The sequence below is a fragment of the Exiguobacterium aurantiacum genome (assembly GCF_024362205.1).
In the GTDB taxonomy this organism is placed as follows: domain Bacteria; phylum Bacillota; class Bacilli; order Exiguobacteriales; family Exiguobacteriaceae; genus Exiguobacterium; species Exiguobacterium aurantiacum_B.
In genome coordinates, this window is the sequence record NZ_CP101462.1 from 368,044 (window position 1) to 393,618 (window position 25,575).

Genomic DNA, 25,575 nt, shown 5'->3' on the forward strand with positions numbered 1-25,575 from the left:
GTGGTGTCCGCGAGACATCCCCGTCGTCCTGTCCCGGAGCTGACGAACTAAAAACCCGACAGTTGTCGGCTAGACGGAGCGAACGTGTTCGAGCCGTCGGCATGCAGCGCACACCTTTCTTTGGTGTGCGCTTTTGTCGTCTAGGAGGAAAAGATGGAACTATTGACGTTTTTGATGACGAGTGCCCCGGTGCTCCTATTTGTGACAGGTGTGATTGCTGCTCTCGGCAAGTCGAATTTGAAGATTCCTGAGTCACTCAGTATCACGCTCAACTTATACTTATTGCTCGCGATTGGATTGAAAGGAGGGATGGGACTCGCCTCGGTGTCAATGGACGAGTTGGCGCTCCCGCTCGCCGTGACGCTCGTGCTCGGTCTCGTGTTGCCGCTCGTTGCGTTCGGTCTCGGAGCGCTCTTGAAGTTCACGTTCCCGGAACGAATCGCGATGGCGGCGACGTTTGGGTCAGTTTCGCTCGTGACGTATGTCGCGGCGACCGCCCAGCTCGAACGCCTCGGCATCGCGTATGAACCGTTCATGACGACGCTCGTCGTCGTCCTCGAAATCCCGGGTCTCGTCGTCGCGCTGTTGTTATACAATCAGAGCCGTGTCCTTGGAATCACGGCCGCACCGACCCAATCGCTCACCGTCATCCGCGACAGCCTGCTCTCCAAGAGCATCTTGCTTTTATTGGCCGGCCTCATCGTCGGCCTCGTCACGCCGGACACATCGGCATTGACCCCATTTTTCGTCGACTTGTTCCCAGGGGTGTTGTTGTTGTTCTTACTCAGCCTCGGCGTAAAGGTCGGGCATCAACTGAAGACGGTACCGTCGTACGGGGTGAAGTTTTTAGTCATCGGGATGACGTTCCCGCTCGTCGGTGCGGGCATCGGCTTCTTCGCGGCCGGGATGGCCGGACTATCGGACGGGGGGACGATCCTGCTCATGACGCTCGCGGCGAGCGGATCGTATATCGCGGCACCGGCCATGCTCCAGGCGTCGGTACCTGAGGCGGAGCCGTCGTTTTATTTGACGCTCGCCCTCGCCGTCACGTTCCCGTTCAACCTGCTCGTCGGCATCCCGTTGTTCATTTCCATCGTTACCTGAACGAAAGCCCTGTCTCGTCACGAGACAGGGCTTGTTTTATTGAGTGATCGTCTGTTCTTCCATACATTTCAACGCCGCCGTCCAACTGCCGAACAGGGCATTGATCGTCGACGTGCTCGGCACGTTGCGTCCTTCGGCCCATTTCCGGTAATGCAAGATGCTGAAGTGGGACAATTCGTGTTTCGCGACGCGGAGTGCCTCGATGACGTCTTCTTCGTCCCATTTCCGTTTCGGCGGGGCGATATCGAGGACAAACAAGGCGTAGCTCCACGATCCGTACTTCCGGGCGATTGTCGCGACTGTCGGATAACCGCGCTCTTGGGCCCAGATGGCGTAGTGCTGGGACGTGAGGCGTTCGAGCTCTTCGGACGCTTCAATCAAGGCTTGAATGATGCGCTCTTCATTGTTTTTCGCGGCGGTCGTCTGAAGTTTCGCTTCCCGGAGCGCGTTCGACCAAGAGCCGAACCGGCTGCTGATCAACGTGAGCGACGGCGATCGTGTCACTTTCGACCATTCCCGATACGTTTGACTCGTGAAGAGGGGTAACTCCTCGGCGGCTTGATTCAACGCGCGGAGGATATCTTCATCGGAGTAATAATGAAACGACATTTGGATTTGGGCGGCGGCGAGCGCCTCGCGCCAAGACCCGAACTGATGGATGACGGTGGAAAGGGACGGAACGTTTTTAGTTTGTGACCATACGCTGTACCGTTTCGAATCGAGCTCGGCATGTTCTTGAGCAGCTAACTGCAACGCTTGTACGATTTGAGGGCGTGTCCATTTTTTCATCTTGGTGTCTCTCCTTTGGAGGGAGACGCAGCGAGCGTCTCGGAAGGTCTCTTGGTGTGAATGAACAGCTTGTATTGGTTGAAGAGTCAACGAGCTAGTCAAAAAGAATGCTTACGATCGATTTCTACCTCCTTATGCGATGTTTTAGCAAGGTGCAAAATAATGTAAACGATACCCAATTCGGGTTATATGTATTTCCATTTCCCGTTTGTCTGACAATTATTCATTATGTGAATGAAATCATGATAATAATTTCGTGAACTCCTTTTTCTCATCTATGTCGTTAATGAGAAAAAGCTTGTCTTATCTTTAAATTTGTTGAGGAGAGTCGGGTAGTTTACTAGCATCGACGCATCTTTTGCGCATTCCAACTTACACCACGAACGAACAACTCAGACTCTTGGAGGTGCGAACTACCATGGCAACACTCGTGAACGTCTATCGGAAGAACCAACGCAATTTGCTCTTTTTATGTCTCGACATCTTGATCGTCTCATTTGTCCTGTACGCGACGTTTGAACTGATGTTCTCCACGATCACGTCGTACGCGGCAGTTGCATCGAGCGAGATGCTGACGATGGTCGCCATCAAAATCGTCAGCTTCAGCCTCGTCGGGAGCGTCTTGAAGATTCATCGCATCGACTGGCGCTACGCCTCCATCCATGAGATGAAACAAGTCGCCATCGCCTTACTGAGCAGTGACTTGGTGTTGTACGCCTACAACCAGTTCCACTTCGGGGCTGGTCTTGGCATCATCATCGCCGTCCAAGGGTTGCTCGCATTCAACTTGATTTTGTTCACCCGCTTCTTAGCCCGCAACCATGTGTTCGACGTGTTCAAACCGCATTCGAACCATCCGGGACGCAAAGCACTCATCATTGGAGCCGGGGATTCCGGGCAGTTGATTGTCCGCGAGTTGAAAGAACATCGGACGACCGTCCTGCACGTCGTCGGTCTGCTCGACGACAATCCGCAGTTACAGGCGCTCTATGTCCACGGCGTTCCGGTGCTCGGGATGACAGATGATTTAGAACGCATCATTCAAGAACATGGCATCGAAGTGGTAATCTTGGCCATTCCAAGCTTGCCTTATGCCCGGCGTCTCGCCTTGCTGAAACGGATTGAGAAGACAGGGGCCGAATCACACGCCTTGCCAATGATTTCAGAACTCGCGACTGGAAAAATCTCCATCAATGAGATTCGTGAGGTGAAAATCGAGGAATTGCTCGGACGCGAACCGGTTCAATTGGACATATCTGGAATATCTAGACATGTCGAAGGGGCGACCGTGCTCGTCACAGGCGCCGGTGGGTCAATCGGTTCGGAGTTGTGCCGTCAATTGATCAAGTTCGCGCCGGCTGAAATGATTCTCCTCGGTCACGGGGAGAACAGTATTTACTTGATCGAGCGAGAGTTGCGCGGGCTCGGTACGGAGACGATCCTTCATCCGGTCATCGGTGACGTGCAAGACGAGGAAAGGCTCGAAGATGTGTTCCGCACGTATAAACCGGACATCGTCTATCATGCCGCCGCCCATAAACACGTCCCACTCATGGAAGACAACCCACTCGAAGCCGTCAAAAACAATGTTTACGGGACAAAACACATGGTCGATGTCGCGGCCCGGCATAAAGTGAGCCGCTTCATCATGGTCTCGACGGATAAAGCGGTCAACCCGACGAACGTGATGGGGTCGACGAAACGAATTGCCGAGATGGTCGTTCAAGAGAAAGCTCGAACGAGTGAGACGATCTTTGCGGTCGTACGCTTCGGAAACGTATTAGGCAGTCGCGGCTCGGTCGTGCCGCTGTTTAAAGAACAGATTCTCCGAGGTGGACCGGTCACCGTCACCGATCCCGAGATGACCCGCTATTTCATGACCATCCCGGAGGCGAGCCGTCTCGTCATCCAAGCGAGTGTCTTATCACGAGGCGGCGAAGTATTCGTCCTCGATATGGGTGAACCGGTCAAGATCATCGATTTGGCGAAGAAAATGATTGAGTTGAGCGGATTCACGACCGAACAGATCGGCATCGCGGTCACCGGGATTCGACCGGGTGAGAAGTTGTATGAGGAGCTGCTCGCCGCGAGTGAACTTTGTCCGGAAGCGAACGTCTTCCCGAAAATTTTTGTCGGGCAAACCCGTCCCTTCAAAACCGTGGCTTCCGTCCTGCATCTCATTGAGACGTTACGGGATGACCGGGAAGCTTTGACGTACCTGTTGCTCTTTATCGCCAACAGTGACGATCTTGATCGAGACATCGATCGCCTCTTCACGCACGGTGTGAAGCGGATGCGTCCTCATATCGCCGAGCCGCGTCTCGCTGATGGAAATTGAACGTCATAACGAGTGAAGAGGGGGAGAACGATGGACGATCAAACGGTGCTTATCGTCGGAGTAGCCAGTTTCCAAGGGTTTCATATCGCACGTCGGCTGTTGCAAGAAGGATTTGACGTCGTCGGAATCGACGATGAAGGGCGGCATAAGACACGAATCGCCAAACAGCGGCTCTACGTTCTCACCCACCCGCAGTTCCATTTGATTCGCTCCACGCTCGCGAACAAGACGGCCATGCGCAGCGTCTTGAATCGGCATGAACCAAGGCATATCATCTTATGTTCGACCCGTCGTCATAGTGACAGGGATGAGCTGCTTGAACGCTACGAGTTGATGAAACGCTATATCGCCATCCAGACGAAGCGGGTCCCAGTCGAATCGTTCATCACGTTCGATTTGCCTGTGAAACAGGAGAACGGGGAACGTCCGGTGATCCACTTGTTCACAGAAGACGTCTTCGGACCTTGGGACGATACCTCGACGCTAGTATCCAAGGCGATCGTCGCCGTCGACCGCGGTGTCCGACTCTCCGGGTATTACGCGACGGACATCCTCAACGTCTCCTATATCGATGACGTCGTCGAGTCGGTCGTGCGGTTGCTGCGCTTGATTCAAACCGGGATGTCACCCGTCGGCTATTTTCAAATCCCGGCCTCAGACTACGTGAACGTCCAGACGTTACTGTCCGACATCGGGCATATCCTCAACAAGTCGGCGAAGACGTCGCTGCCGATGCGAGAGTCGGTGCTCCGACAGTCAGACGTTCCGACGCTCGACACGCTCATCGGCTTCAGCCCGAGTACATCACTGTATGAAGGACTCGAGCAAGTCGTCGACTGGTATATCTCGTATAAAAACATGATGAAGGAGGGCATCAAATGAACATCTTATTATCGAAGCCGCATATGTCCGGGCGTGAGATGGCCTATATCGAAGAGGCGTTCGCGAGCAATTGGATCGCCCCGCTCGGCCCGAACGTCAATGCGTTTGAAGCGGAAGTGGCCGCTTACGCCGATCACCCGCATGCGTTGGCGACAAGCTCAGGGACGGCTGCCCTCCATTTGGCATTACTTACGCTCGGCGTCGGGACAGGGGACACGGTCTTCTGTCAGTCGCTCACGTTCGTGGCATCGGTCAATCCGATTCGTTACGTCGGTGCCAACCCGGTCTTCATCGACTCGGAGACGACGACGTGGAATATGTCCCCGGACGCGCTTCGGAAAGCATTCGTCCAAGCGGCGACGAAAGGGAAACTCCCGAAAGCGGTCATCGTCGTGCATCTGTACGGCGTCGTCGCGAAAATCGGAGAGATTCGTCACATTTGCCGCGAGTATGGTGTCCCATTGATTGAGGACGCGGCCGAATCACTCGGCTCGACGTGGCACGGACAGATGACGGGTACGATCGGCGACATCGGCTTCTATTCGTTCAACGGCAATAAAATCATTACGACCTCAGGCGGCGGTATGCTCATGACGCCGAACGAGGAGGTGAGACAGCTGGCGCTCAAGCTGGCCACGCAAGCTCGGGAAGACGCGCTACATTATGAACACGAACAGGTCGGTTATAACTATCGGTTGAGCAACGTCTCGGCCGGGATCGGTCGGGGACAGCTCGAGGTGATCGAGCAGCGTGTCCAAGCACGTCGCCGCGTCTTCGCCCGCTATGAGCGCATGTTCCGTCAGCTCGGGACGACGTACCAACAAGAAGTGCCGCATTCACGGGCCAATCGCTGGCTGACCGCCATGCAACTGGACCAGACTGACTTGCATCGTGACACATTGATGGAGCGGCTCGCTAGTGCCGGCATCGAAGCCCGTCCCGTTTGGAAGCCGATGCACTTGCAGCCGGTATATCGCGATGCCGAGTACGTGACGGTCGACGGGGAAGATGTCAGCCGGCGCTTGTTCGAGAACGGCATCTGCCTCCCATCGGGGTCCGATTTGACAATCGGTGAACAACAGCAAGTCATCCAGACCGTGCTCGATACGCGCTCGATCGTCACGGAACAAAGTGTCTGAGGAGGACGAACGATGAACCGGGAAGCAGAGATCATTCAAGCGCTTCGAGCCGCTGCATCTCTGACTCCGACCCTCACGGTTAAACAATATCAGCTCTGGAGCCGAGACCGGGACGTCCCGACGTTTCTCGACGTTCTCAATTTTTATGGGTCATGGACCGGCGCCCTAAAAGCATCCGGTCTATTAGAATCCCGAAAACATTATACACAACAAGAACTCGTTGCAGCGCTTCGGCTCGCACTTGAACAGGAAGGAAAGTTGACGAGCACCCATTATCAGCAATGGGTGAAAGATCATACCGGTCCTTCGCTAGGTGATATTATTTCCCATTTCGGGTCTTGGAGTCTGGCCGTGAAAACGGTAGAGCGTCTAGAGGAGATCCATTTTACCGTCCAGCCAGAACGTGAAAAAGCAGAAATCGTCCAATCGTTGCTAGAAGCAAGCCGGGTCGTCGTGCCGTTCAACGCGATCACCTATCAAAAATGGGCGAAACAACATAGACGACCAAGTGTCGCCAAAGTATCTCGGCGGTATGGCTCCTGGAAACGGGCACTCGCCGAGCTGGAGCTTCGTGAATCGTGTGACGGAAAGAAGTGAAGACGGAGGAGGGATCTCGATGAACGGAGCGTTTGTCATCGCCCGTTATGAAACGTTGCATCAAACGTACCAATTTGAAAGTTTATCGATGGAGGAAGTGGCGGACCGTTGCCGACCGGCCGTCGTCTCGACGCAGGAGCGAAACGGATGAGAGGCGTTCGGGGGAAGCGAAGGGGGGAGGACAAAGTGGGCCGACCAATCGTACTACTCATTGGAGAACATCGAACATCTGCCTACGTGTATCAGGCGATTCGCAACTTAGGGGTGACCCATGTCATTCAGGAAGATGGACCGAGCGAGCATCGCCCGGAATCCATTAAGCACTGGCTGACGCATGTATACGTTCGACTGACGTCTCCTGTCATGCGCCTTTCGAGCCGGGCGCGGATTCAGGAGCTCAAGCTCCGCTATCCGTTGAACGATGAGCCGATCCCGTTCCACCACATTCTACGCGTCACGTCATTGAACGATACGAAGACGACGATGTGGCTCGACCGTCTTGCCCCGCAGCTCATCGTCACCCACGAGACGGGTCCAATCGACCCGAGCGTCCTCGCCCGGTTCGACTGCCCGGTGTTGACGGTGAAACCGACGATGGCAGAAGGACAACTCGAAGCGTACTGGGCGTTCCGGGCCAAGCCCGACGTCTGTGAAGTCAGAATCGAACAATGGACCGAACGGGGCTGGACTGTGTCAGACCGGTCCGTGCTCTATATCGGCGGGACGGACAACTTTGCCACGTACCCGTATTTACAGCTCACGACCGTGTTGCCCCTCCTGAGACGGCAAATCGAGTTGCTGTTAAAGGAAGATGTCTATGACCGCCGAACGGCGAAATAACGGCCAAAGCGCGATGCTTTGGCCGTTTAGCTTTGGGTGATGCAGTAGTGTTGGATGGCGTCATTGTAATAGACAGCAAGTCCTGGCGCGTACTTGTCGTAAAACGCGGTGAAGCGCTCGTCCATGACATACATCTGACCGAGTCCGCTGAACATGTCGAGCGAGCAATCATAGAACTGGTCGTTGATGAACAGATGGTTCGCCCGGACGGCCGCTTGGACACGCGGGTCTTCGACCGGGACATCGGAAGTGAACAAGTCGACGAGCGGCTTGACGAGATTCACTTGTTGTTGACTGAGTGCTTCCCAATCTTCTTTCGAGCGCTTGTCGGCGCGTGCACGTGACGTCTTGTACGCCTCGCTCTCGCCCCAGCGCTCCACGACCTCGGGCTCGTGTTTCGCTTCATGGGCTTTCAGTTCGTCGAACGATAATCCTTTGAACAACGATTTGTCTTCCATTGGAATTTCTCCTCTCAGTGAGGTGAGCGTCGATTCCGCCGTCTCGGCGAGTGTCGCAAAATAGGCGGCTTTCGCGCGCAGAGCGGTCACTTGCTCTTCGAGGGCACGGGTCCGGTCGAACGGCTCGGCCTCGAGCAACGTCTGAATCGTCTCGAGCGGAAAGTCGAGCGAGCGATAAAGCAGAATCGTCTGTAACCGCTCGACGTCATGCGCCGCATAACGGCGATAGCCATTGGTGTCACGTTCCGGAACGAGCAGACCGACGGCGTCATAATGACGCAATGTCCTTGTGGTCGTGCCGGAGAGCGTCGCGAGCTGTTGAATCGTATACATGTCCTCACCTCCTTGAAATCAGCGTACACGTTGACGTCGCGTCAAGGTCAAGCCTCTTTTTCGAACAAAGAGAATCCATCTCGTTCGCCGACATAATTGAAGCCGAAGCGAGGGTAATAGGCGTTCAAAAATGAGTTCGTGGCGACGCAGTCGAGGCGAATCCGATCCGATGTCGCCGCGAGCGCGTGACGCATCAATCGTTCACCGATGTGTTGGCCTTTTAATTGGTCGTCGACGACGAGCCGATGCAAGTAGACGGCCGCGTCAGGATCGTCCCACAAGTTCTCGTCCCAAGACGTCGGCGGGATCAAGCTGACCGACCCGACGATTCCTCCGTTTGCTTCATATACATACACGGTCCCGTTCGTGACGTCATGGGTCACAAAATCGGTCCGGCTCGGCTCTAAATATTTTTGCCATTGCGTTTTTCCGGCGGCCCGAAACGATTGCGCTTTCGTGAAAATTAGTTGATCAATCGCCAAAAGATCGGCCTGTGTGGCCAAACGGATCATGTAAGTCGCCTCACTTTCATTTCATTTCAAATTCGTGTAGGGTACACGATGAGTAAGCTGTTAAAAACATCTTTGTGTCGTGGAATGATTTTTGGTAAGATAAACTTACTGCAATCGTGCAAACGATTGCGCTAACGAGATGAAGAGACAACAGCACTGATATTAGTATATAGGATGCGCAGTGAGTTTAGGGACAAGGGAGTATCATTGACACATGCAACTTTTACAACGTGACCAACACACACAAACGAAAACACTGAAACGAAACTGGTGGAAAGAAGCCGTCGCTTATCAAATCTACCCGCGCAGTTTTTACGATGCGAACGGGGACGGGATCGGCGACATTCAAGGAATCATCGATAAACTCGATTACTTGAAAGACCTCGGCGTCGACGTCATCTGGATTTGCCCGATGTATAAATCACCGAACGATGACAACGGCTACGACATTAGCGACTATCAAGACATCATGGACGAGTTCGGGACGATGGAAGACTTCGACCGTCTGTTGACAGAAGTCCATGCGCGCGGCATGAAGCTGCTCTTAGACCTCGTCGTCAACCATACGTCGGATGAGCACCCGTGGTTCATCGAGTCGAAGAGCTCAAAAGACAACCCGAAACGAGACTGGTACATTTGGCGCGACGGTAAGCCCGACGGCTCGAAACCGAACAACTGGGAGTCGATCTTCGGCGGGTCGGCTTGGGAGTTCGACGAGACGACGGAGCAATATTTCTTGCACGTCTTCTCAAAGAAACAGCCGGACCTCAACTGGGAGAACGCCGAGATGCGCCGGACCATCTACAACATGATCAACTGGTGGCTCGATAAAGGCATCGACGGTTTCCGTGTCGATGCGATCAGTCACATCCGCAAACACCCATCGTTCGGCGATTTGCCGAACCCGGAAGGTCTCGACTTCGTGCCGTCGTTCGAGATGCATATGAACGTCGACGGGATTCATGGTTACTTGGAAGAACTTCGCGATGAGACGTTCAATAAGCACGACATTATGACGGTCGGGGAAGCGAACGGCGTGTCGCCTGACGACGCCCACCTGTGGGTCGGCGAGCAGGAAGGCAAGATGAACATGGTGTTCCAATTCGAACACATGGGACTTTGGCGCGAAGACGCCGAGTCGAAGCTCGACGTCGTCCACTTGAAGAACGTCCTCACGAAATGGCAGAAAGGCCTTGAAGCAGACGGCTGGAACGCCCTCTACGTCGAGAACCACGACCAGACGCGGACCGTGTCGTCATGGGGTGACGACGAGCGCTATTGGAAAGAGAGCGCGAAATCGATCGCGATGATGTATTTTCTCATGCAAGGGACGCCGTTCATCTATCAAGGACAAGAGATCGGCATGACGAACGTGAAGTTCGACTCGATTGACCAGTACGACGATATTGCGACGCGCAACCGCTATTACATCGGTCTCGAACATGGCAAGAGCCACGAAGAGATGATGGACATTACATGGAACTCGTCACGGGACAACACGCGCACGCCGATGCAGTGGAGCGACGCTCCGAACGCGGGCTTCACGTTCGCCGAGACGCCTTGGTTCGGCATCAACCCGAACTACACGGATATCAACGTCGACGCCCAGCTCGAAGACGACGACTCGATTCTCAATTTCTATAAAGAGATGATTCGTCTCCGTAAGCAAGACGAGACGTTCGTTTACGGGACGTATGACATCGTCTTGCCGGAGCACCCGGAGATTTACGCATACACGCGCACGCTCGGGGACTCGCAATACCTCGTCATGACGAACTTGACGGGGAAAGAAGCCATCTTTGCGACGGAGCTCACGCTTCGCTCGGAAGACGTCGTCTTGAAAAATATGCCGCTCGAGCCGCATGAAGAGACGACACTCGTCCACTTGAAGCCGTTCGAGGGACGCGTCTATAAAATGAGTTAATCCAAGACAGGGGCATTCCCTGTCTTTTTTTGCGCACAGGGAAATGACGAGGGAACACGAATTCATATAGAAGATGAGGAGGGGATTGGATTGAGATTATTACTGACATCGGCAGGTATCAAAAATGAACGAATCAAACAATCGTTGCTCGAGTTGCTAGGGAGACCGATTGAGGAGTGTAACGCCCTCTGTATCCCGACCGCGATTTACGCGCTACCAGGTGGGACGAAGCATGCATGGAACTTTTTCAACGGTGATTCTTCGACGCCGATGTGTGAGTTAGGCTGGAAGTCGATTGGGGTTCTCGAATTGAGCGCGTTGCCAAGCCTCGATGAAGCGGTTTGGAGACCGGCGTTCGACGAGGCCGACGTACTGTTGGTCAACGGAGGTGACCCGTTGTTCTTGCATTATTGGATGAAGCAGTCTGGCGTCGCGCAGCTGTTGCCGGATTGGGGTGGCGTCTATGTCGGTTTGAGCGCCGGCAGCATGGTCATGACCCCGCGAATCGGGGAGGCGTTTGTCGGTTGGCAGGCACCGGGCGAGCAGAGAGATGAGACATTGGGGTATGTCGATTTCTCGATTTTCCCTCACCTCGATCATGAGATGTTGCCGGAGAACACGTCCAAGCATGCGACCGAATGGGCAGGAATGTTGACTGGCCCGAGCTATGCTATCGACGATGAGACGGCGATTCGAGTCGTCGACGGACAAGTCGACGTGATTTCGGAGGGGCATTGGCTGAAATTTTAAAGGAACGAACGGCCGCAGATCATCACATCCGTGGTCGTTTTCTTGAGCTGGACTCCTGGCATTCGCATCACGTAAAATTGATCGCGCATGACGTGTGAAGCGCCTGCGAACCGGGAAAGAAAAAGTTAGCGATTCCGGACCGTTCACGAGATATGGTACGATGGGACAGCGGAAAGGGGAATCACCATGGCAATTGAACCGAAACGCGTACGTGTGCGCCAAAAGACGACGATCAGTGAAATCGCGGAACCGATCGAGCTGCAAGCCGACGGGCTCTATTATGAATTGAAGACCGGCTTCATCATCACGTTCGACCAAGAACGGGAAGATGGCGTCGTCCCAACGACAATCAAATATACGACAGGCCGGCTCGCGCTCATCTGTAAAGGACCGATCGAGATGAATCATTCCTTTATCGAGGGGCGTTTGACCCAAAGCCTATATAAAAACCCATACATGTCCATGACGATGGCGACGACGACGGAGCGGCTCGATGTCGCCGACGGCCGTTGCCGCTTCGCCTATGAGTTATCGATGAACGACGACTTGGCGGGTAGCTATGAAGTCGACGTCACTTGGACGTTTGAAGGAGGAGACGAAGCATGAACTTTGCAGAACGCGTGAGAAAGATTGAAGAGATGTTGAACGAAGATTGGTTCGAGATGCTTGAGACGAACGAGGACGAGTATGAAGAGTGGCGCGGACGCCTCGAGGACCACGCCGAGCAGGTCGTCGGGCATTACGATAACGAGACCGGCGTCGATATGGACTCGGTCGATAAATTGCTTCAATTGAACGATGAGTTCCCCCTCCTTTACGGTGAAGACACGGTCCGGCTCTATATTGCCTTGATTGAAGCGCGACCGGAAGACAAATCGGTGTATGAGCGTTACATCGACTACTTGGCCGCCATCGGTGACGCGGCGCATGAGGAATTTTTACGGTTCCATACGCTCGTCGAGGCAGGCCGGTTAGAAGAAGCACGCGGGCTCGCCCCGCAGATGCCAAAACGATTAGGACTCGAAGACTAAGGCCGCATTGCGGTCTTTTTCATACATAGAAATAGGGAGGGATTCGATGTTACGGCTCATCAAAACAACGATGGTGCAACAAGGGCAAGTGCTCGATTTTTTGAAGGAGTGGCGAGAGCAGGAAGAGACGATCGTCCCGAACGCCATCGACCGTGACGCTTCTGACTTCGCGACGTACGTCCAACAGATTCGTGATAAAGAGTCACGGGTGAACAACGTCAGTTGGGTACCGAGCACGACGTATTGGCTGACGGACGGGGACTAGTTGCTCGGGGCGGCGAATATTCGTCACGAATTGAACGAACACTTGCTCAACTTTGGGGGACACATCGGCTATGGCATCAAACCGAGTGCCCGCGGACGCGGTCTCGCGACGAAACAGCTCGAACTCGCGCTCGACAAGGCGAAGGAGCTCGGCATCGAACGGGCGTTGATCACATGCGATCGGACGAACGTAGCGTCACGCCAAGTCATCTTGAATAACGGAGGAGTACCGGATACACCGTTCACAGCGGAAGGCGGGAAAATCGTCGAGCGGTTTTGGATTGAACTGAAAGGGTGATACGAGATGGCGAACTGGATCGTGATCTATTTGGCGCTCATCAATTTTTTCGGAATCTATCTGTTTCCGCGAGACCGAGTGCCATCTCAAAAATGGTTCTCGTTTTCGAGCGGGATCGCCATCACGTACTTTTTCATGTATGTATTGCCGTCGCTCAACAAGCGACAAGACACGCTCCGGGTCGAGTGGCTCGACCTCGCCTTGCCGTCGGAGATTTACGTCATCAGTCTGCTCGGTTTCACCGTCTTTTACGGGACGATGCGTGTCGTCCGGACGCCGTATTTTAAAGACGAGACGATCGACCAGAACGTGTCGTATTGGCTCCAAGTGATGCTCTTGACGGCATACATGTCAGTCTCGGCGTATGTCGTCACCGCCTCCTCGGTCACATTCGTCGCCCGCAGCTTTTACGCGACGGCGCTCGGCGTTCATTTCCTCGCCGTCGGCCACGACCTCTATCGCCACTACGGGGAACGCTATATCCGACAAGGGCGCTATTTATTGAGCGGTGGGATTCTTGCCGGCGGGTTCTTCTCCCGCTTTATCGACCTCGCCTCTCACGTCGAGGCGATTTTGTTCGCGTTCGTCGCCGGGGCGATGATTCTGAACATCGTCAAATTCGAGCTCCCGGCTGACCGTAACCTCCACTTCCGAACGTTCGTCCTCGCCGTCGTCGGGTATGGCGGCATCCTCTTATTCTTAAAGCATGTGCTCAATTTTTAATCCCTCCAACAAAAATGAATGACTGTTCATTCATTGTTTGATATACTAAACTCAAGATTGAATCCGTTTTCATAAGGGGGAGTTTTGGGGATGTCTACATTTTTAATCGTCAACTGGATTCTATTCTTGCTTGTCCTCGGCTATGGACTATATTTGTTCGCATCGCTGGTGTACCAGCGCTATACGTTCATCAAGCTCGGGAAACAGGCAGAGTGGAGCCAAACGAATAAAGAACGGCTCGAACAGGTTATGATCAACGTGTTCGGCCAAAAGAAATTGTTGAAAGACAAGAAGAGCGGCATTATTCACGTCATGATGTTCTATGGGTTTATCCTCGTTCAGTTCGGGGCCATCGACTTCATCTGGAAAGGACTCGCCGTCGGGACGCGTTTCCCGCACATCCCGCTCGGTCCGCTCTATCCGATTTTCACGTTCATGCAAGAAATCGTCATGCTCATGATTCTTGTCGCGGTCGTTTGGGGATTCTACCGCCGTTACGTTGAGAAACTCGTGCGCTTGAAACGAAACTTCCTGGCCGGTCTCGCCCTCATCTTCATCGGTGGGTTGATGGTTTCGGTCTTGTTCGGTAACGGGTTCTACCTCGTTTATAAGGAAGAACTCCCGATGTGGGGCGAACCGGTCGCGACACTTATCGGTTCGGCGTTCGCTTGGGTACCGGGCGGCGTCGCCTTCGCCTTGTTCGTCGTCTTCTGGTGGCTCCACCTCTTGTTCTTGCTCAGCTTCATGATCTATATCCCGCAAGGCAAGCATGCCCACTTGATCGCCGGGACGCTCAACGTCTGGCTCGGACGGACGCACCAAGTCGGTCGTCTCGCGCCGGTCGACTTCTCAGCGATGGAAGAGGCCGAGGAGTCGGATGAAGAAATCGTATTCGGCGTTAATAAAATCGAAGACTTCAATCAAAAACAACTCGTCGATCTCTACGCCTGTGTCGAGTGCGGACGCTGTACGAACGTCTGCCCGGCGACCGGGACCGGAAAGATGTTGTCGCCGATGGACCTCATCGTCAAACTGCGCGACCATATGAACATGAAAGGGGCCGCCATCACGCGGAAATCCCCGTGGGCGCCGGCACTCATGTTCCAAAACACGCAAGGGGCCGAGATTGCGGCCGCGGCAATGAATGGAAACATGCTCGTCGCTGACGAGTTGATCGGCAACGTCATCACCGAAGAAGAGATTTGGGCATGTACGACGTGCCGCAACTGTGAAGACCAATGCCCGGTCATGAACGAGCACGTCGACAAGATCATCGACCTTCGTCGTTATCTCGTCATGATGGAAGGGAAGATGGATCCAGAGGCACAGCGTACGGTCGCCAACATCGAGCGTCAAGGCAACCCGTGGGGGATGAACCGGAAAGAGCGCGAGAACTGGCGCAAAGACCGGGAAGAGCTTGTCATCCCGACGGCGAAAGAGAAGAAGAAGGCAGGCGAAGAGTTCGAATTCCTCTTCTGGGTCGGGGCGATGGGCTCATACGATAGCCGTAGCCAAAAAGTCGCCCAAAGCTTTGCGAGCGTCTTGAACAAAGCCGGTGTCTCGTTCGCCATCCTCGGGAATGAAGAGAAGAACTCAGGGGATACACCACGCCGCATCGGGAACGAGCTGTTGTTCCAAGAGCTCGCCGAGGCGAACATCAAACAGTTTGAGAAGTATGGGGTCACGAAAATCGTCACGGTCGACCCGCACGCGTATAACACGTTCAAAAACGAGTATCCGGACTTCGGGCTTACGGGTGTGAAGGTGTATCACCATACGGAGCTCCTCGCCGAGCTGCTCGATACGGGCCGGGTCAAGCCGGACTTCTCCGTGAACGAGCGCGTCGTCTATCACGACTCGTGCTACCTCGGGCGCTATAACGGCATTTATGACGCACCGCGCTTCGTCTTGGAACGCATCCCAGGTGTCGAGCTCGTCGAGGCGGAACGGAACCGTGAGAACGGTATGTGCTGCGGGGCCGGCGGCGGTCTCATGTGGCAAGAAGAGAAAGTCGGGACGCGCGTCAACGTGGCCCGGACCGAGCAGTTGCTCGAAACGAAGCCGACGGTTATCGGTTCGGCGTGTCCGTACTGCTTGACGATGCTCTCAGACGGGACGAAAGCGAAAGAGGTCGATGAGACGGTCGGCACGTTCGACGTCGTCGAGTTGCTCGATCGCTCCCTCGCTCCGCTCGAAGTACCAGAACCGATTGTCCAATAAAAACAAGGCACGGTCCGCGGACCGTGCCTTGTTCGTTTAACGCATCTCCGAAGTTGCCAGTAAGGAAGACGTCAAGTGCGATAGTCCTTGCGTCGTCTCGTTGATGGCCGAAATCGTCTCGACCATTTGACCGAGGTCTTGTTTGTTCCGTTCGAACGACAGGACGTAGTTGCCCATCTCGTCTTTGACGGTCGAGAAACCGACTTTGACGGCGCCGAGTTGGCGCATCGCTTCGTCGTTCGTCCGATGCATCTGACCCATCTGATCGAGCAGGGCGGCGATGTTCGTCTCGTTCTCGTGGATGAGGACGTTGATTTGACTGCTCAGCTGCTTGGCGTTTTCGGCGAGCGTTCTTACTTCAGTCGCAACGACGGCGAAACCTTTACCGTGTTCACCAGCCCGGGCCGCTTCGATCGATGCGTTCAACGCGAGCAAGTTCGTCTGATTGGCAATCTGTTCGATGCTGCGGGTCATGCTGACGATGTCTTGCGAACCGTCCTTGAGGGCGGTGATGCGGTCGAGTGAGGCATCGACGTACGTTGCCGATTGCTTGAACTCGGTCTCCATCTGTTCGATTTGCTCGCCGTTCGTCTGCGTCAAGCTCATCAAGTGACGACTCATCTTCTCCGTCTGCTCGGTCTCGGACAACACTTGATGGGCGCGTTTGCTCGTCTCGGACATGGCGTGACCGGTCTGTTCCATCGTCGTCGCGACTTCCGTGCTGACGCGGCTGACGTCGTGGAGTAGCGTCGCTCGGGCGACGTTCGCCGATTCGATTTCATCGAGCCGCGCATCGACGTACTGCTCGGTGACGATTTGGGCGTCCAAGTTCATCGCGTGGGACAACGCGAGGAGCGACTCGGTCATCGCGGCCGGGTCATGTTGATACGCCTCGACGATTTTTGGGATGAGCAACGTATTGAAGGCGGAATACGTCGCGAGGAACCAAACGACCGGTACTGAGAAGTGGTGATGCGTCTGGCCCATCCGCTTGCGCATGGCCAGGAACTTTTCATCGATGTTCCCGGTCAACAGGCTCCGGAAGTAGTCAGCGAAAACTTTTTTAAGTCGCTCACGTGTCGACGAGGCGTTGGCGATTTTGACCATCTCGGGTTGGAGCATCAAGTGGTCGAGCACATTTTCAAGGACATCGTCCAACACCGACTCGACGAGTGGTGCCATATCTTGTAGTCGCTTCACTTGCAACGACGTATAGCCCATATAGTGCGCCCGTCCGTTCAACTTAGGGTCGGTCGGTTGCGCGATTGTCGTCACATCAGGGAAGCCGATGGACGCGGCATAGGCGGTAGGTTTCGTTTTACGGAACAGTGCCATGTTTCAGTCTCCTTTTTCTCATACAGCTAAAATAGCGTTCTATTCTATATCGGCCAAAATGTGAAAAAACTGAGAAACTGATGTGCGATTCGAGAGGTTCTCGAATGGAAGAGAGCGGGAAAGAAGGAAAGGAGAGCAGTTGGGCCATTTTTAAGGAAAGAGGGGTGTGCTTTGTGAAAAACTCAATTGTGTTGTTGACGATTGTCAGTGCCCTTAGCAGTCAAATCTTGCCTCAAATTTTGTTTCTGTCCATCATGGCGGTCGAGGAGGGTGTCGGAGGCTTGATTCCGTTCTTGATCTTCTATGTCGCGAGCATGTCGGGACTATTGTTATGGGTATACGTCATCGGTCGGCTTGGGTCGAAGCAGACATTTTTACTCGCGCTAGCGGTATTGGTCGTTGGACTCATCTGCTTCTTGTTGCCGTTTGCTTGGGCCATCGAAGTGAGCGCATTTTTAGTCGGGGTCGGCTCGATTGGCGTTGGGTCGATTATGACGACGATTCTGTCACAGCTAAGCGAATTGTCGGCACCAAAACAACCGTCAGATGAGAAAGGGAGTTCGTTACCTCTTGTGCTCATGCTCATTGCTTGGATTGTCGCCTTCTCCTATATCCTGACGCAATCGTATAATGGGGCCGTCCTTCTATTCCTCTTCAGTCTCGTTCTTCCATGGTTGTTCGTCAGAAAGTTGCCGCTCGAGAGAACGGCGACGTGGACGTGGGAGACGGGGAAGTTCGTGCGTGCCTTCATCGCCGTCACCGTGTTCACGTTGGTGAGCCGCCTTCTCAGCCTGTTGGAAGGGGTGAGAGGATACGTAGAAATCTTTTTGTTGATGATTGTTCTGCTCGGGTACGTCGGCTGGGTATTGTTTCAAGAGCGGACAAGGGCGTATGTCAGCGCGACCCGGACGCGGCAAGTCCAGTTGCTCTCATTCGTCGTCGGTTTGTTCGGCGGCTGGACGTTGATTGGCGCCGTGTTCGTCAGCCTGGCCTTGTACTCGTTTCAAGTGCTCTTGTTCTATGTGTTCATTCCCTTCATAGCAGGCGTCATCGGCTGGGTTTTATTGAGCCGTGTGTTCGATTTGGCGCGCCATCCATACCTTGTCCTGTTCGTTTCTTCACTGCTATTTTTTCTTGGATTCTTCGAGCCACTCGTGTTCATCCCGGTCTTGTTTGTGAGCGGGTATGTCCAGACGATGTATGCGAGTGCGAGTCACGTCTATCTATATACGTCATATGGAGAGAACAAAGAATTCGCTTCCTTGCTGTTGCAACTATGGAAACGATTCGGGATGGTCGTCGCCTACTCGGCGCTCATGGTCGGACTATTAGGATATGGTCTCTACGTCGGCCAGTCGGTCAATGCCGAGTTGTCCTTTCAAATCCCGCGCGACTGGATGGTCGGTGTGCTCGGTCTGACCTGGTTGTTCAACGTTGGATTGATCACGCTCTACTGGTTTCGTATCCAAAAAACCGTTAAAACATCAAAATAATTTCCTCTAGCTTTTTCATATCGGTTTTGTTTATAATGAGGAGTGATGTTTAACTAGTGACGGAAAAGGAGTGTCCTTTAATGAATAAATCGTTGATCGATTTCGTTTACGAAATTCTTCAAAAGACTGGCGAGCAACCAGTTTCATTTGATGAGATCCGTGAGCAGATCAGACAAAACTATACGTTCGCGAGTGAAGAGGAAGAGCTCGAGAAAATCGCGCAACTCTACACAGACATGAACATCGACGGACTATTCGTCAACTTGGGAGCTAACCGTTGGGCGCTTCGTGTTTGGTATCCGTTCGATAAGTCAGACGAAGATCTCGTCATCGAAGCACGCCAACGTGGTGAGCTCGATGAGTTCGAAGAAGAGATCGATGAGACGGATGAAGGCATCGTCGACATTGAAGACGACCTTGACGTCTTTGCAAAAGGTGAAGATTTTGACGCATCTGAGTTCGATGCCGAGGACGCAGCCGAAAAAGTGGAAGGCCTTGACGAGGACGAAGACTTGGACGACGACCTCGACCTTGAAGATGAGGATGATTTATAAGAGACCGCAAAAAGCCGGGCATTTGTCCCGGCTAGGCGTGTCTCTTTTTCTTTTTTGACAGTTTCAAAAAAAGAAAAAATAATGACTTGACGACTGCATCGTCTCTGACGTAAATTAGTCATGGGCTAGTTTAGCACGTAACGATGCAGCAAAAGTGTCCTCCATTTCAGTGGGGGCACTTTTGCTTTTTTTGTTTTTTCGTTTCCCGTTGTGGCATTCAAGAGAGGAGAATGATGATGACAAAGTATATTTTCGTAACAGGTGGGGTAGTATCTTCACTCGGTAAAGGGATCACAGCCGCTTCACTCGCACGTCTACTCAAAAACCGAGGTTTGAACGTGACGATTCAAAAGTTTGACCCATATATCAATATCGACCCAGGGACAATGAGCCCGTACCAGCACGGCGAGGTGTTTGTCACAGATGACGGCGCCGAGACAGACCTTGACCTCGGTCACTACGAGCGCTTCATCGACATCAACTTGTCGCAAAACGCCAACGTGACATCAGGTCGCATCTACTCGACGGTCTTGAAAAAAGAACGCCGTGGCGATTATAACGGGGGAACGGTCCAAGTCATCCCGCACATCACGAACGAGATTAAAGACCGCGTCTTCCGCGCCGGTCGCGAGACGAACGCAGATGTCGTCATCACAGAGATTGGTGGAACAGTCGGGGACATCGAGTCGCTTCCGTTCATTGAGGCCATTCGTCAAGTGAAGAACGACATCGGTAAAGAGAACGTCATGTACGTCCACTGTACGCTCGTCCCTTACCTTCGCGCTGCCGGTGAGATGAAGACGAAACCGACGCAACACAGCGTCAAAGAGCTTCGTAGTTACGGGATTCAACCGGATATCATCGTCCTCCGTACCGAGCACGACATCCCGGAAGATATGCGTGAAAAGATCGCCTTGTTCTGTGACACGCGCAAAGAAGCGGTCATCGAGGCGCAAGATGCGTCGACACTTTACGAAGTGCCGCTCAACCTTCAAAAACAAGGGATGGACCAACTCGTCAACGACTACTTCGGCTTCAACACGCCAGCTGCGGATATGACGGCTTGGAAAGAGCTCGTCCACACGGTCACGCACCTCGAGAAGAAAGTGAAGATCGCCCTCGTCGGGAAATACGTCGAACTTCGTGACGCGTACATCTCGGTCGCGGAATCGCTCAAACACGCGGGTTACGCCTTCAACGCCGACATCGACATCGACTGGGTAAACGCCGAAGAGGTGACGCCGGAAAACGTCGAGACGATTCTCGGTGATGCTGATGGGATTCTCGTCCCAGGCGGATTCGGAGAACGCGGAATCGAAGGGAAAATCGAAGCGACACGTTATGCCCGTGAGAACAACGTCCCATTCTTCGGGATTTGCCTCGGCATGCAGCTCGCGACGGTCGAGTTCGCTCGTAACGTCTTGAAGCTCGATGGCGCCCACTCGGCGGAAATCGATCCAACGACGGACTATCCGATTATCGATCTTCTCCCAGAGCAAAAAGATATCGAGGACCTCGGCGGCACACTTCGTCTCGGCCTCTACCCATGTAAGCTCGAGCCAGGCACGAAAGCGCACGCCGCTTACAACCAAGAGCTCGTCTATGAGCGCCATCGTCACCGTTACGAGTTCAACAACGAGTACCGTGAGGCGTTCGAAGCGGAAGGGTTCAAGTTCTCAGGAACGAGCCCGGACGGCCGTCTCGTCGAGATCATCGAGATTCCAGAGCACAAGTGGTTCGTCGCGTCACAGTTCCACCCAGAACTCATTTCGCGCCCAGAGCGTCCGCAACGCTTGTTCCACGATTTCATCCAAGCTTCACTCGGCGAATGAGTGGCAGGTCACAGTCTATGACTGTGACTTTTTTCTCGGGCAAAAGGCTGATACCCGCAACAGCTTCAGGTGGATACATGTTGCTCAAAATCCGGGTACACTAAGAGTAGAACGGGGAGAGGGCGATGCGACATGCAGAAACGAATGATGGTGTATATCGGATATGGGGCGGCGCTCGTCACGCTCAGCCTGTTGCCGTTCGTCGTCTTGCCGACGCTATTGCTCCCTTATCAACTCGGATGGACCGGGATCGTGTTGCTCGCGCTCTCGATCGGTCTCTTGCGGTCGATTCGCGAAGGCTCGAATACGTATTTGAAACAGATGCTCAAAGTCACGTTCACGTTGTTCCTCTTGTTCGTCTTCGTGTATTATGTCTCATTCGGGCTCGTCTTATATGACTCATACGGGCTCGAGCGGTTGCTCGAACAGTACGAGGACCAGGCGATGTGGCTATTCGCCGCGTTCAGTTTCTTACAACCGATCGCGCTCCCGGTCCCGGAGGCGGTCAGTGTGCCAATCGGCAGTGTCGCCCTTGGGCCGCTGCGGGCGGCCTTGATTGGAAGCGTCGCGACGACGCTCGGCATCCTCGTCATGTATGGGCTGGCTCGGTTCGGACGGGAGCGGGTCATGCGGCTTATCGACGCCGGTAAGCTCGTGACGTATGACCGGTACGTGGACAAATACGGTCTCGGTGTGTTGCTCGTCTTGTTCATCATCCCGATTTTGCCCGACGAGGTCATCTGTCTCGCGGCCGGATTCAGCCGGGTGCCATTCCCGCGATTCGTGTTGATTGCGATCGGTGCGAAGCTCGTCACGTCGTTCGGCCTCGCCTATTCGGTCTCGCTCGGCGAACTGTTTATCACCGGTGCGAGTCCGTTCGCCGTCGTCTCGGTGACGGCGAGTTTGTTGCTCGTCATCTTGGCGCTCGTCTGGCGCAAGCGAAAAAAAGGGAATTCGAACTGATCCCTTGAAAGAGTAGAGAGCACAGATAGAGAGGACGAGAGTATGGTTCGCGATAAAGAGTTAGTCATTCGGCCGATTGAGGTACGCGACTTGGACCGGTTATGGGAACTGATGTATAAGGATGAGGCACCAGAATTCAAGAAGTGGGACGCGCCGTATTTTGAACATCGGGCACAACCGTATGAGGTGTACTGTCAGAGCGCGGACGAACACATCGGCCGTGACGACATGTGGGTCATCGATGTCGATGGGACCGTGTTCGGGACGGTTTCCTTCTATTATGAGGATGCGGGCCAGAACTGGCTCGAGGTCGGCATCATCCTCCATCAAGCCGACCGTTGGAATCGCGGCATCGGCACGCGGTCGCTCAAGCTATGGGTCAATCATCTGTTCCAGACGCTGCCGACGGTCCGGGTCGGGTTGACGACGTGGTCTGGTAATGAGCGGATGATGAAGGTGGCCGCGAAGGTCGGCATGCAACTCGAAGGACGGATTCGCAACGTGCGCGTCGTCGATGACGTGCGTTACGACTCGATTCGCATGGGCATGCTGCGAGAAGAATGGATGACAGAAAGCGCTAAGTCTCAATAAGAGGCTTAGCGCTTTTCACGTGTGGAACAATTGGCGATATTGGAGCGGGGTCATTTGTTTATACGTTTTAAACGTATTGATATACGCCGTGCAGGAGGCGAAGCAATATTTCTCGCCGATGGCACAAATCGGCAAGGTCGTCCCGAGCAAATCGGCGATGGATGCGTCGATGCGTCGGCGCCGGATCCGTTCCGGTACACTTTCGCCGACTTCCTGTTTGAACAGAGCCGATAAATAATTGTTCGATAACCCGATTTGTTGAGCGATCCACGGGAGCGACAAGTCAGGCTCTTTTAAGTGATCCTCAATCAAATGGATGGTCGTCGTGACGTTCGGGTTCGTCGACACGGGAGGGGAGAGGAACGCCATCATCTTCGTCAAATGGTCGACGATGACAGGGATGGCATAGAGAAAGTCGAGCGTCGTCGTCAGCTCATCGATCAAGATGAGAAGGGCGCTCGTGTAATTGAGCGCGGTCTGGACGTTCGGATTGTCTACCGGAATCAAGCGGATGACATGATAGACGAGACCGCGGTAATAGAAACGGACACTCATATATTCATCCGCGACCGGGAGTTTCAGCAGGTCGAGCGTTAGTGTTTCGAGCAGTTGCTCGGCCCGAATCGGATGGGCACTGCGGAGCGCACTGACGATTTGCTGATCGAGCGTATAAAAGTTATCCACATGCTGAAAATCATCGAACAAGTTTTTGTCACGATGAAGGTGATTCAGAAATTGGCGTTTGATTTTGTTTTCCACCGGATGAGTCACTTCTTTCGTCGTACGATCGGGAACCGTTTAGTTGTTTCGTGGAACGTTCCGTTTGGTCGCTTGTTTCAACTCGGCGATTTCGCGAGCGAGCGCTTCTTCACGGGAACGGGCGGATGATTCGAGGTGGTGTTCGAGTTCCTTGCTTTTTTGTCGATACGTTTCAGCGACTTGTTTCGTCCGCTGTTGATGTTGATTGAGCTGTTTGTTGTACGCATCGAGATCAATTGGCTTTTTCGTCATACATCATATGCCCCTTTCAAAAGACGGTCAAACAGACAGACGTCACGCAAGCGAGGCTTGGCCGCAGTCTCATAGAGGAAACGATTCCTGTCCTTAGCTTACGAAGGGGGTGAAAAGTTGGAAAGTTAGGTCAACACGAAAGGAGTGGTGAAAAAGATGGAAAATGTGACAGAATTGTGTCTGCGGCATATCTTATTTCTCACACTGCTCGACGGATTGGCCCGAAACAAAAATACCGCAGACACGGGGTCTGCGGATGATGGTTCATTTGACGACTTGGTCTTTGATTGGGAACCAGCCGGCGCGCGTCGTGATAGCGTTCCAGAGCGGAGCCGGGACGGCGAGTTCGGCTTGTTTGTTCAAGTCGAGTTCGGTCTCGATTTCATCTTCTCGGTCGTCTTTTACTTTGTCGAGCCAATCCGGATCGATGATGAGTTCACGGCCGAGCGCGGCGAGGTCGATGACGTTCAGTGCGTCTTCGACTTGACCTGGGCGTTGAAGCTGCCCAACTCCGATGAGCGGGACGGCACCGTTGATACGTTTAGAAATCCGGTCGATTGACCGCTCCGTCACGTTCTCGTTACGCATCGATCCGATGTGGAAGTTCCAGAGCGAGGCGTGGAGGTAATCGAGATTTTCTTCGAGCAACATGTCGATCAATACGTCCGTATCGTCGAGCGTGATGCCCGGGTCTTCGACTTCTTCAGGTGAGAAGCGATACCCGATCAAGAAATCGTCTGCACCTTCAGCCGCACGTTTCACTGAGCGGATGACTTCGCGAGGGAACGTGAGGCGTGCGTTCACGTCGCCACCGAAGCGGTCATCACGTCGGTTCGAGTGGGGTGAGAAGAACTGTTGAATCAAATACGTGTTCGCGCCGTGGATCTCGACGCCGTCAAAACCGGCCTCAATGGCACGACGTGTCGCGTCGCCGAACGCCTCGATGATGGCTTCGACTTCTTCGGTCTCAAGGGCGCGCGGCGTAGCGGCCCCTTCTCGAACCGGTGCGATGGCGCTGGCGCTCACCGGTTGTTCGTTCGGTACGAGTTCCGGAGGAGACATGCGTCCCGCATGGAAGATTTGAAGAATCGCTTTCGCGCCCTCCGCTCTCAAACTTTCAGCGAGCTGACGAAGCCCAGGAATGAACTTGTCGTCATTCACACCGAAGGCGTTCGGGAACCCTTTGCCGTCTTCGGTCACGTAGGCACATGCCGTGATGGCAAGTCCGACGTTCTTCGCCCGTTTCCGGTAATAAGCGAGTTCGTGCTCCGATACCTCACCCGTCGGTTCAGACGAATAGTGCGTCATCGGCGCTAGCACAAGCCGGTTGTGGAGCTCGACGCCGTTTTTGAATTGGAAAGGTTGTAACATGCGTTTCATAAAAACTCCTCCTTGTTGGTGATACCTTGAAGTCTAGTCGTCTCTTTTCGAAATTGCGAGCAGGACGCTTTCCGAGGAGCAGGTTGCATACTCCGTGAGCGGGTCGATGGTTGAACACGTGAGAATAGGGTATAATACAGGAGAAAAGTTGATAACCGGTTGGAGACTACAGAGAGACCACGACATGGGGGGCGAAGCCTTGTTTTGTTGTGGT

25 protein-coding genes and 1 pseudogene are annotated in these 25,575 nt (G+C 53.8%); 19 read left to right on the forward strand and 7 right to left on the reverse strand.

The annotated features are described in order from the left end of the window. The first annotated feature begins 153 nt into the window (after window positions 1-153). Complete coding sequence (locus tag NMQ00_RS02075) at window positions 154-1,104, forward strand: sodium-dependent bicarbonate transport family permease (RefSeq protein ID WP_255177718.1); 951 nt, start codon at window positions 154-156, stop codon at window positions 1,102-1,104. Between the two features lie 36 nt (window positions 1,105-1,140). Here NMQ00_RS02075 and NMQ00_RS02080 read toward each other — a convergent pair whose 3' ends face one another. Next, complete coding sequence (locus NMQ00_RS02080) at window positions 1,141-1,893, reverse strand: homing endonuclease associated repeat-containing protein (protein ID WP_034779320.1); 753 nt, start codon at window positions 1,891-1,893, stop codon at window positions 1,141-1,143. Window positions 1,894-2,311: 418 nt separating this feature from the next. On the opposite strand from NMQ00_RS02080, the gene NMQ00_RS02085 reads away from it, so the two are divergent. The 6 genes from NMQ00_RS02085 to NMQ00_RS02110 are packed head-to-tail and all read left to right on the forward strand — an operon-like array spanning window position 2,312 to window position 7,689. Beyond that, entirely contained in the window at window positions 2,312-4,231 is a 1,920-nt protein-coding gene (locus NMQ00_RS02085) for a polysaccharide biosynthesis protein (RefSeq protein WP_255177719.1), read from the forward strand. A 30-nt stretch (window positions 4,232-4,261) separates the two neighbouring features. After that, on the forward strand, window positions 4,262-5,113 hold the full coding sequence (locus tag NMQ00_RS02090) for an NAD-dependent epimerase/dehydratase family protein (RefSeq protein ID WP_255177720.1): 852 nt from the start codon (window positions 4,262-4,264) through the stop codon (window positions 5,111-5,113). Then, window positions 5,110-6,252, forward strand: a complete 1,143-nt coding sequence (locus tag NMQ00_RS02095; RefSeq protein ID WP_255177721.1) for an aminotransferase class V-fold PLP-dependent enzyme — start codon at window positions 5,110-5,112, stop codon at window positions 6,250-6,252. Before NMQ00_RS02090 ends, NMQ00_RS02095 begins: the two co-directional genes overlap by 4 nt. A gap of 12 nt (window positions 6,253-6,264) precedes the next feature. Next, window positions 6,265-6,849 (forward strand): hypothetical protein, encoded by a 585-nt coding sequence (locus NMQ00_RS02100; protein ID WP_255177722.1) that lies wholly within the window; start codon window positions 6,265-6,267, stop codon window positions 6,847-6,849. Window positions 6,850-6,868: 19 nt separating this feature from the next. After that, window positions 6,869-7,000 (forward strand): hypothetical protein, encoded by a 132-nt coding sequence (locus tag NMQ00_RS02105; protein ID WP_255177723.1) that lies wholly within the window; start codon window positions 6,869-6,871, stop codon window positions 6,998-7,000. A 35-nt stretch (window positions 7,001-7,035) separates the two neighbouring features. After that, window positions 7,036-7,689, forward strand: a complete 654-nt coding sequence (locus NMQ00_RS02110) for a hypothetical protein (RefSeq protein ID WP_255177724.1) — start codon at window positions 7,036-7,038, stop codon at window positions 7,687-7,689. Between the two features lie 26 nt (window positions 7,690-7,715). Here the strand turns inward: NMQ00_RS02110 and NMQ00_RS02115 are convergent, their stop codons facing one another. After that, window positions 7,716-8,480 (reverse strand): MerR family transcriptional regulator, encoded by a 765-nt coding sequence (locus tag NMQ00_RS02115; RefSeq protein ID WP_255177725.1) that lies wholly within the window; start codon window positions 8,478-8,480, stop codon window positions 7,716-7,718. 47 nt (window positions 8,481-8,527) lie between these two features. Beyond that, complete coding sequence (locus NMQ00_RS02120; protein ID WP_255177726.1) at window positions 8,528-8,992, reverse strand: GNAT family N-acetyltransferase; 465 nt, start codon at window positions 8,990-8,992, stop codon at window positions 8,528-8,530. A gap of 214 nt (window positions 8,993-9,206) precedes the next feature. Between NMQ00_RS02120 and NMQ00_RS02125 the strand changes: the two genes are divergently transcribed. From NMQ00_RS02125 to NMQ00_RS02155, 7 genes and pseudogenes are all read left to right on the forward strand, one after another. Continuing rightward, on the forward strand, window positions 9,207-10,916 hold the full coding sequence (locus NMQ00_RS02125; RefSeq protein WP_303826515.1) for a glycoside hydrolase family 13 protein: 1,710 nt from the start codon (window positions 9,207-9,209) through the stop codon (window positions 10,914-10,916). A gap of 90 nt (window positions 10,917-11,006) precedes the next feature. Continuing rightward, window positions 11,007-11,666 (forward strand): Type 1 glutamine amidotransferase-like domain-containing protein, encoded by a 660-nt coding sequence (locus NMQ00_RS02130; RefSeq protein ID WP_255177727.1) that lies wholly within the window; start codon window positions 11,007-11,009, stop codon window positions 11,664-11,666. A gap of 186 nt (window positions 11,667-11,852) precedes the next feature. Next, window positions 11,853-12,272, forward strand: coding sequence for a YwiB family protein (locus tag NMQ00_RS02135; protein WP_255177728.1), 420 nt, complete (start codon window positions 11,853-11,855; stop codon window positions 12,270-12,272). After that, a complete protein-coding gene (locus tag NMQ00_RS02140) occupies window positions 12,269-12,697 on the forward strand; it encodes a hypothetical protein (protein ID WP_255177729.1) in 429 nt (142 codons plus the stop codon). The genes NMQ00_RS02135 and NMQ00_RS02140 overlap by 4 nt, the downstream gene beginning before the upstream one ends. 46 nt (window positions 12,698-12,743) lie before the next feature. After that, window positions 12,744-13,259 (forward strand): annotated as a pseudogene (locus NMQ00_RS02145) (GNAT family N-acetyltransferase). Between the two features lie 6 nt (window positions 13,260-13,265). Beyond that, window positions 13,266-13,982: a hypothetical protein gene (locus NMQ00_RS02150; RefSeq protein ID WP_255177730.1), complete on the forward strand. Its 717-nt coding sequence runs from the start codon at window positions 13,266-13,268 to the stop codon at window positions 13,980-13,982. A gap of 90 nt (window positions 13,983-14,072) precedes the next feature. Then, window positions 14,073-16,202 (forward strand): (Fe-S)-binding protein, encoded by a 2,130-nt coding sequence (locus NMQ00_RS02155; protein WP_255177731.1) that lies wholly within the window; start codon window positions 14,073-14,075, stop codon window positions 16,200-16,202. Between the two features lie 36 nt (window positions 16,203-16,238). Here the strand turns inward: NMQ00_RS02155 and NMQ00_RS02160 are convergent, their stop codons facing one another. Continuing rightward, entirely contained in the window at window positions 16,239-17,537 is a 1,299-nt protein-coding gene (locus NMQ00_RS02160) for a methyl-accepting chemotaxis protein (RefSeq protein ID WP_255177732.1), read from the reverse strand. 173 nt (window positions 17,538-17,710) lie between these two features. On the opposite strand from NMQ00_RS02160, the gene NMQ00_RS02165 reads away from it, so the two are divergent. The 5 genes from NMQ00_RS02165 (at window position 17,711) to NMQ00_RS02185 (ending at window position 22,970) form a co-directional block, all read left to right on the forward strand. Then, window positions 17,711-19,030 (forward strand): hypothetical protein, encoded by a 1,320-nt coding sequence (locus NMQ00_RS02165; RefSeq protein ID WP_255177733.1) that lies wholly within the window; start codon window positions 17,711-17,713, stop codon window positions 19,028-19,030. Between the two features lie 80 nt (window positions 19,031-19,110). Then, window positions 19,111-19,584: a DNA-directed RNA polymerase subunit delta gene (rpoE, locus tag NMQ00_RS02170; protein WP_255177734.1), complete on the forward strand. Its 474-nt coding sequence runs from the start codon at window positions 19,111-19,113 to the stop codon at window positions 19,582-19,584. Window positions 19,585-19,820: 236 nt separating this feature from the next. Then, entirely contained in the window at window positions 19,821-21,416 is a 1,596-nt protein-coding gene (locus NMQ00_RS02175; RefSeq protein WP_255177735.1) for a CTP synthase, read from the forward strand. A gap of 132 nt (window positions 21,417-21,548) precedes the next feature. Beyond that, window positions 21,549-22,379, forward strand: coding sequence for a TVP38/TMEM64 family protein (locus tag NMQ00_RS02180; protein WP_255177736.1), 831 nt, complete (start codon window positions 21,549-21,551; stop codon window positions 22,377-22,379). Window positions 22,380-22,421: 42 nt separating this feature from the next. Beyond that, window positions 22,422-22,970 carry a GNAT family N-acetyltransferase gene (locus NMQ00_RS02185; RefSeq protein ID WP_255177737.1) on the forward strand — a complete coding sequence of 183 codons (549 nt, stop codon included), beginning with the start codon at window positions 22,422-22,424 and terminating at the stop codon, window positions 22,968-22,970. 15 nt (window positions 22,971-22,985) lie between these two features. On the opposite strand, the gene NMQ00_RS02190 is transcribed toward NMQ00_RS02185, so the two are convergent. The 3 genes from NMQ00_RS02190 to NMQ00_RS02200 form a co-directional block, all read right to left on the reverse strand. After that, window positions 22,986-23,729 (reverse strand): helix-turn-helix transcriptional regulator, encoded by a 744-nt coding sequence (locus NMQ00_RS02190; protein WP_255177738.1) that lies wholly within the window; start codon window positions 23,727-23,729, stop codon window positions 22,986-22,988. 39 nt (window positions 23,730-23,768) lie between these two features. Next, window positions 23,769-23,981, reverse strand: coding sequence for a hypothetical protein (locus tag NMQ00_RS02195; RefSeq protein ID WP_255177739.1), 213 nt, complete (start codon window positions 23,979-23,981; stop codon window positions 23,769-23,771). A gap of 264 nt (window positions 23,982-24,245) precedes the next feature. Further along, window positions 24,246-25,361, reverse strand: coding sequence for an NADH-dependent flavin oxidoreductase (locus tag NMQ00_RS02200; RefSeq protein ID WP_255177740.1), 1,116 nt, complete (start codon window positions 25,359-25,361; stop codon window positions 24,246-24,248). Between the last annotated feature and the right edge of the window lie 214 nt (window positions 25,362-25,575).

What these genes read in the sequence shown, in the direction of transcription:
- NMQ00_RS02075 (WP_255177718.1), top strand. Translation starts at nt 154, where the DNA reads ATGGAACTATTGACGTTTTTGATGACGAGTGCCCCGGTGCTCCTATTT.
- NMQ00_RS02080 (WP_034779320.1), bottom strand. Translation starts at nt 1,893, where the DNA reads ATGAAAAAATGGACACGCCCTCAAATCGTACAAGCGTTGCAGTTAGCT.
- NMQ00_RS02085 (WP_255177719.1), top strand. Translation starts at nt 2,312, where the DNA reads ATGGCAACACTCGTGAACGTCTATCGGAAGAACCAACGCAATTTGCTC.
- NMQ00_RS02090 (WP_255177720.1), top strand. Translation starts at nt 4,262, where the DNA reads ATGGACGATCAAACGGTGCTTATCGTCGGAGTAGCCAGTTTCCAAGGG.
- NMQ00_RS02095 (WP_255177721.1), top strand. Translation starts at nt 5,110, where the DNA reads ATGAACATCTTATTATCGAAGCCGCATATGTCCGGGCGTGAGATGGCC.
- NMQ00_RS02100 (WP_255177722.1), top strand. Translation starts at nt 6,265, where the DNA reads ATGAACCGGGAAGCAGAGATCATTCAAGCGCTTCGAGCCGCTGCATCT.
- NMQ00_RS02105 (WP_255177723.1), top strand. Translation starts at nt 6,869, where the DNA reads ATGAACGGAGCGTTTGTCATCGCCCGTTATGAAACGTTGCATCAAACG.
- NMQ00_RS02115 (WP_255177725.1), bottom strand. Translation starts at nt 8,480, where the DNA reads ATGTATACGATTCAACAGCTCGCGACGCTCTCCGGCACGACCACAAGG.
- NMQ00_RS02120 (WP_255177726.1), bottom strand. Translation starts at nt 8,992, where the DNA reads ATGATCCGTTTGGCCACACAGGCCGATCTTTTGGCGATTGATCAACTA.
- NMQ00_RS02125 (WP_303826515.1), top strand. Translation starts at nt 9,207, where the DNA reads ATGCAACTTTTACAACGTGACCAACACACACAAACGAAAACACTGAAA.
- NMQ00_RS02135 (WP_255177728.1), top strand. Translation starts at nt 11,853, where the DNA reads ATGGCAATTGAACCGAAACGCGTACGTGTGCGCCAAAAGACGACGATC.
- NMQ00_RS02140 (WP_255177729.1), top strand. Translation starts at nt 12,269, where the DNA reads ATGAACTTTGCAGAACGCGTGAGAAAGATTGAAGAGATGTTGAACGAA.
- NMQ00_RS02150 (WP_255177730.1), top strand. Translation starts at nt 13,266, where the DNA reads ATGGCGAACTGGATCGTGATCTATTTGGCGCTCATCAATTTTTTCGGA.
- NMQ00_RS02155 (WP_255177731.1), top strand. Translation starts at nt 14,073, where the DNA reads ATGTCTACATTTTTAATCGTCAACTGGATTCTATTCTTGCTTGTCCTC.
- NMQ00_RS02160 (WP_255177732.1), bottom strand. Translation starts at nt 17,537, where the DNA reads ATGGCACTGTTCCGTAAAACGAAACCTACCGCCTATGCCGCGTCCATC.
- rpoE (WP_255177734.1), top strand. Translation starts at nt 19,111, where the DNA reads ATGAATAAATCGTTGATCGATTTCGTTTACGAAATTCTTCAAAAGACT.
- NMQ00_RS02175 (WP_255177735.1), top strand. Translation starts at nt 19,821, where the DNA reads ATGACAAAGTATATTTTCGTAACAGGTGGGGTAGTATCTTCACTCGGT.
- NMQ00_RS02180 (WP_255177736.1), top strand. Translation starts at nt 21,549, where the DNA reads ATGCAGAAACGAATGATGGTGTATATCGGATATGGGGCGGCGCTCGTC.
- NMQ00_RS02185 (WP_255177737.1), top strand. Translation starts at nt 22,422, where the DNA reads ATGGTTCGCGATAAAGAGTTAGTCATTCGGCCGATTGAGGTACGCGAC.
- NMQ00_RS02195 (WP_255177739.1), bottom strand. Translation starts at nt 23,981, where the DNA reads ATGACGAAAAAGCCAATTGATCTCGATGCGTACAACAAACAGCTCAAT.
- NMQ00_RS02200 (WP_255177740.1), bottom strand. Translation starts at nt 25,361, where the DNA reads ATGAAACGCATGTTACAACCTTTCCAATTCAAAAACGGCGTCGAGCTC.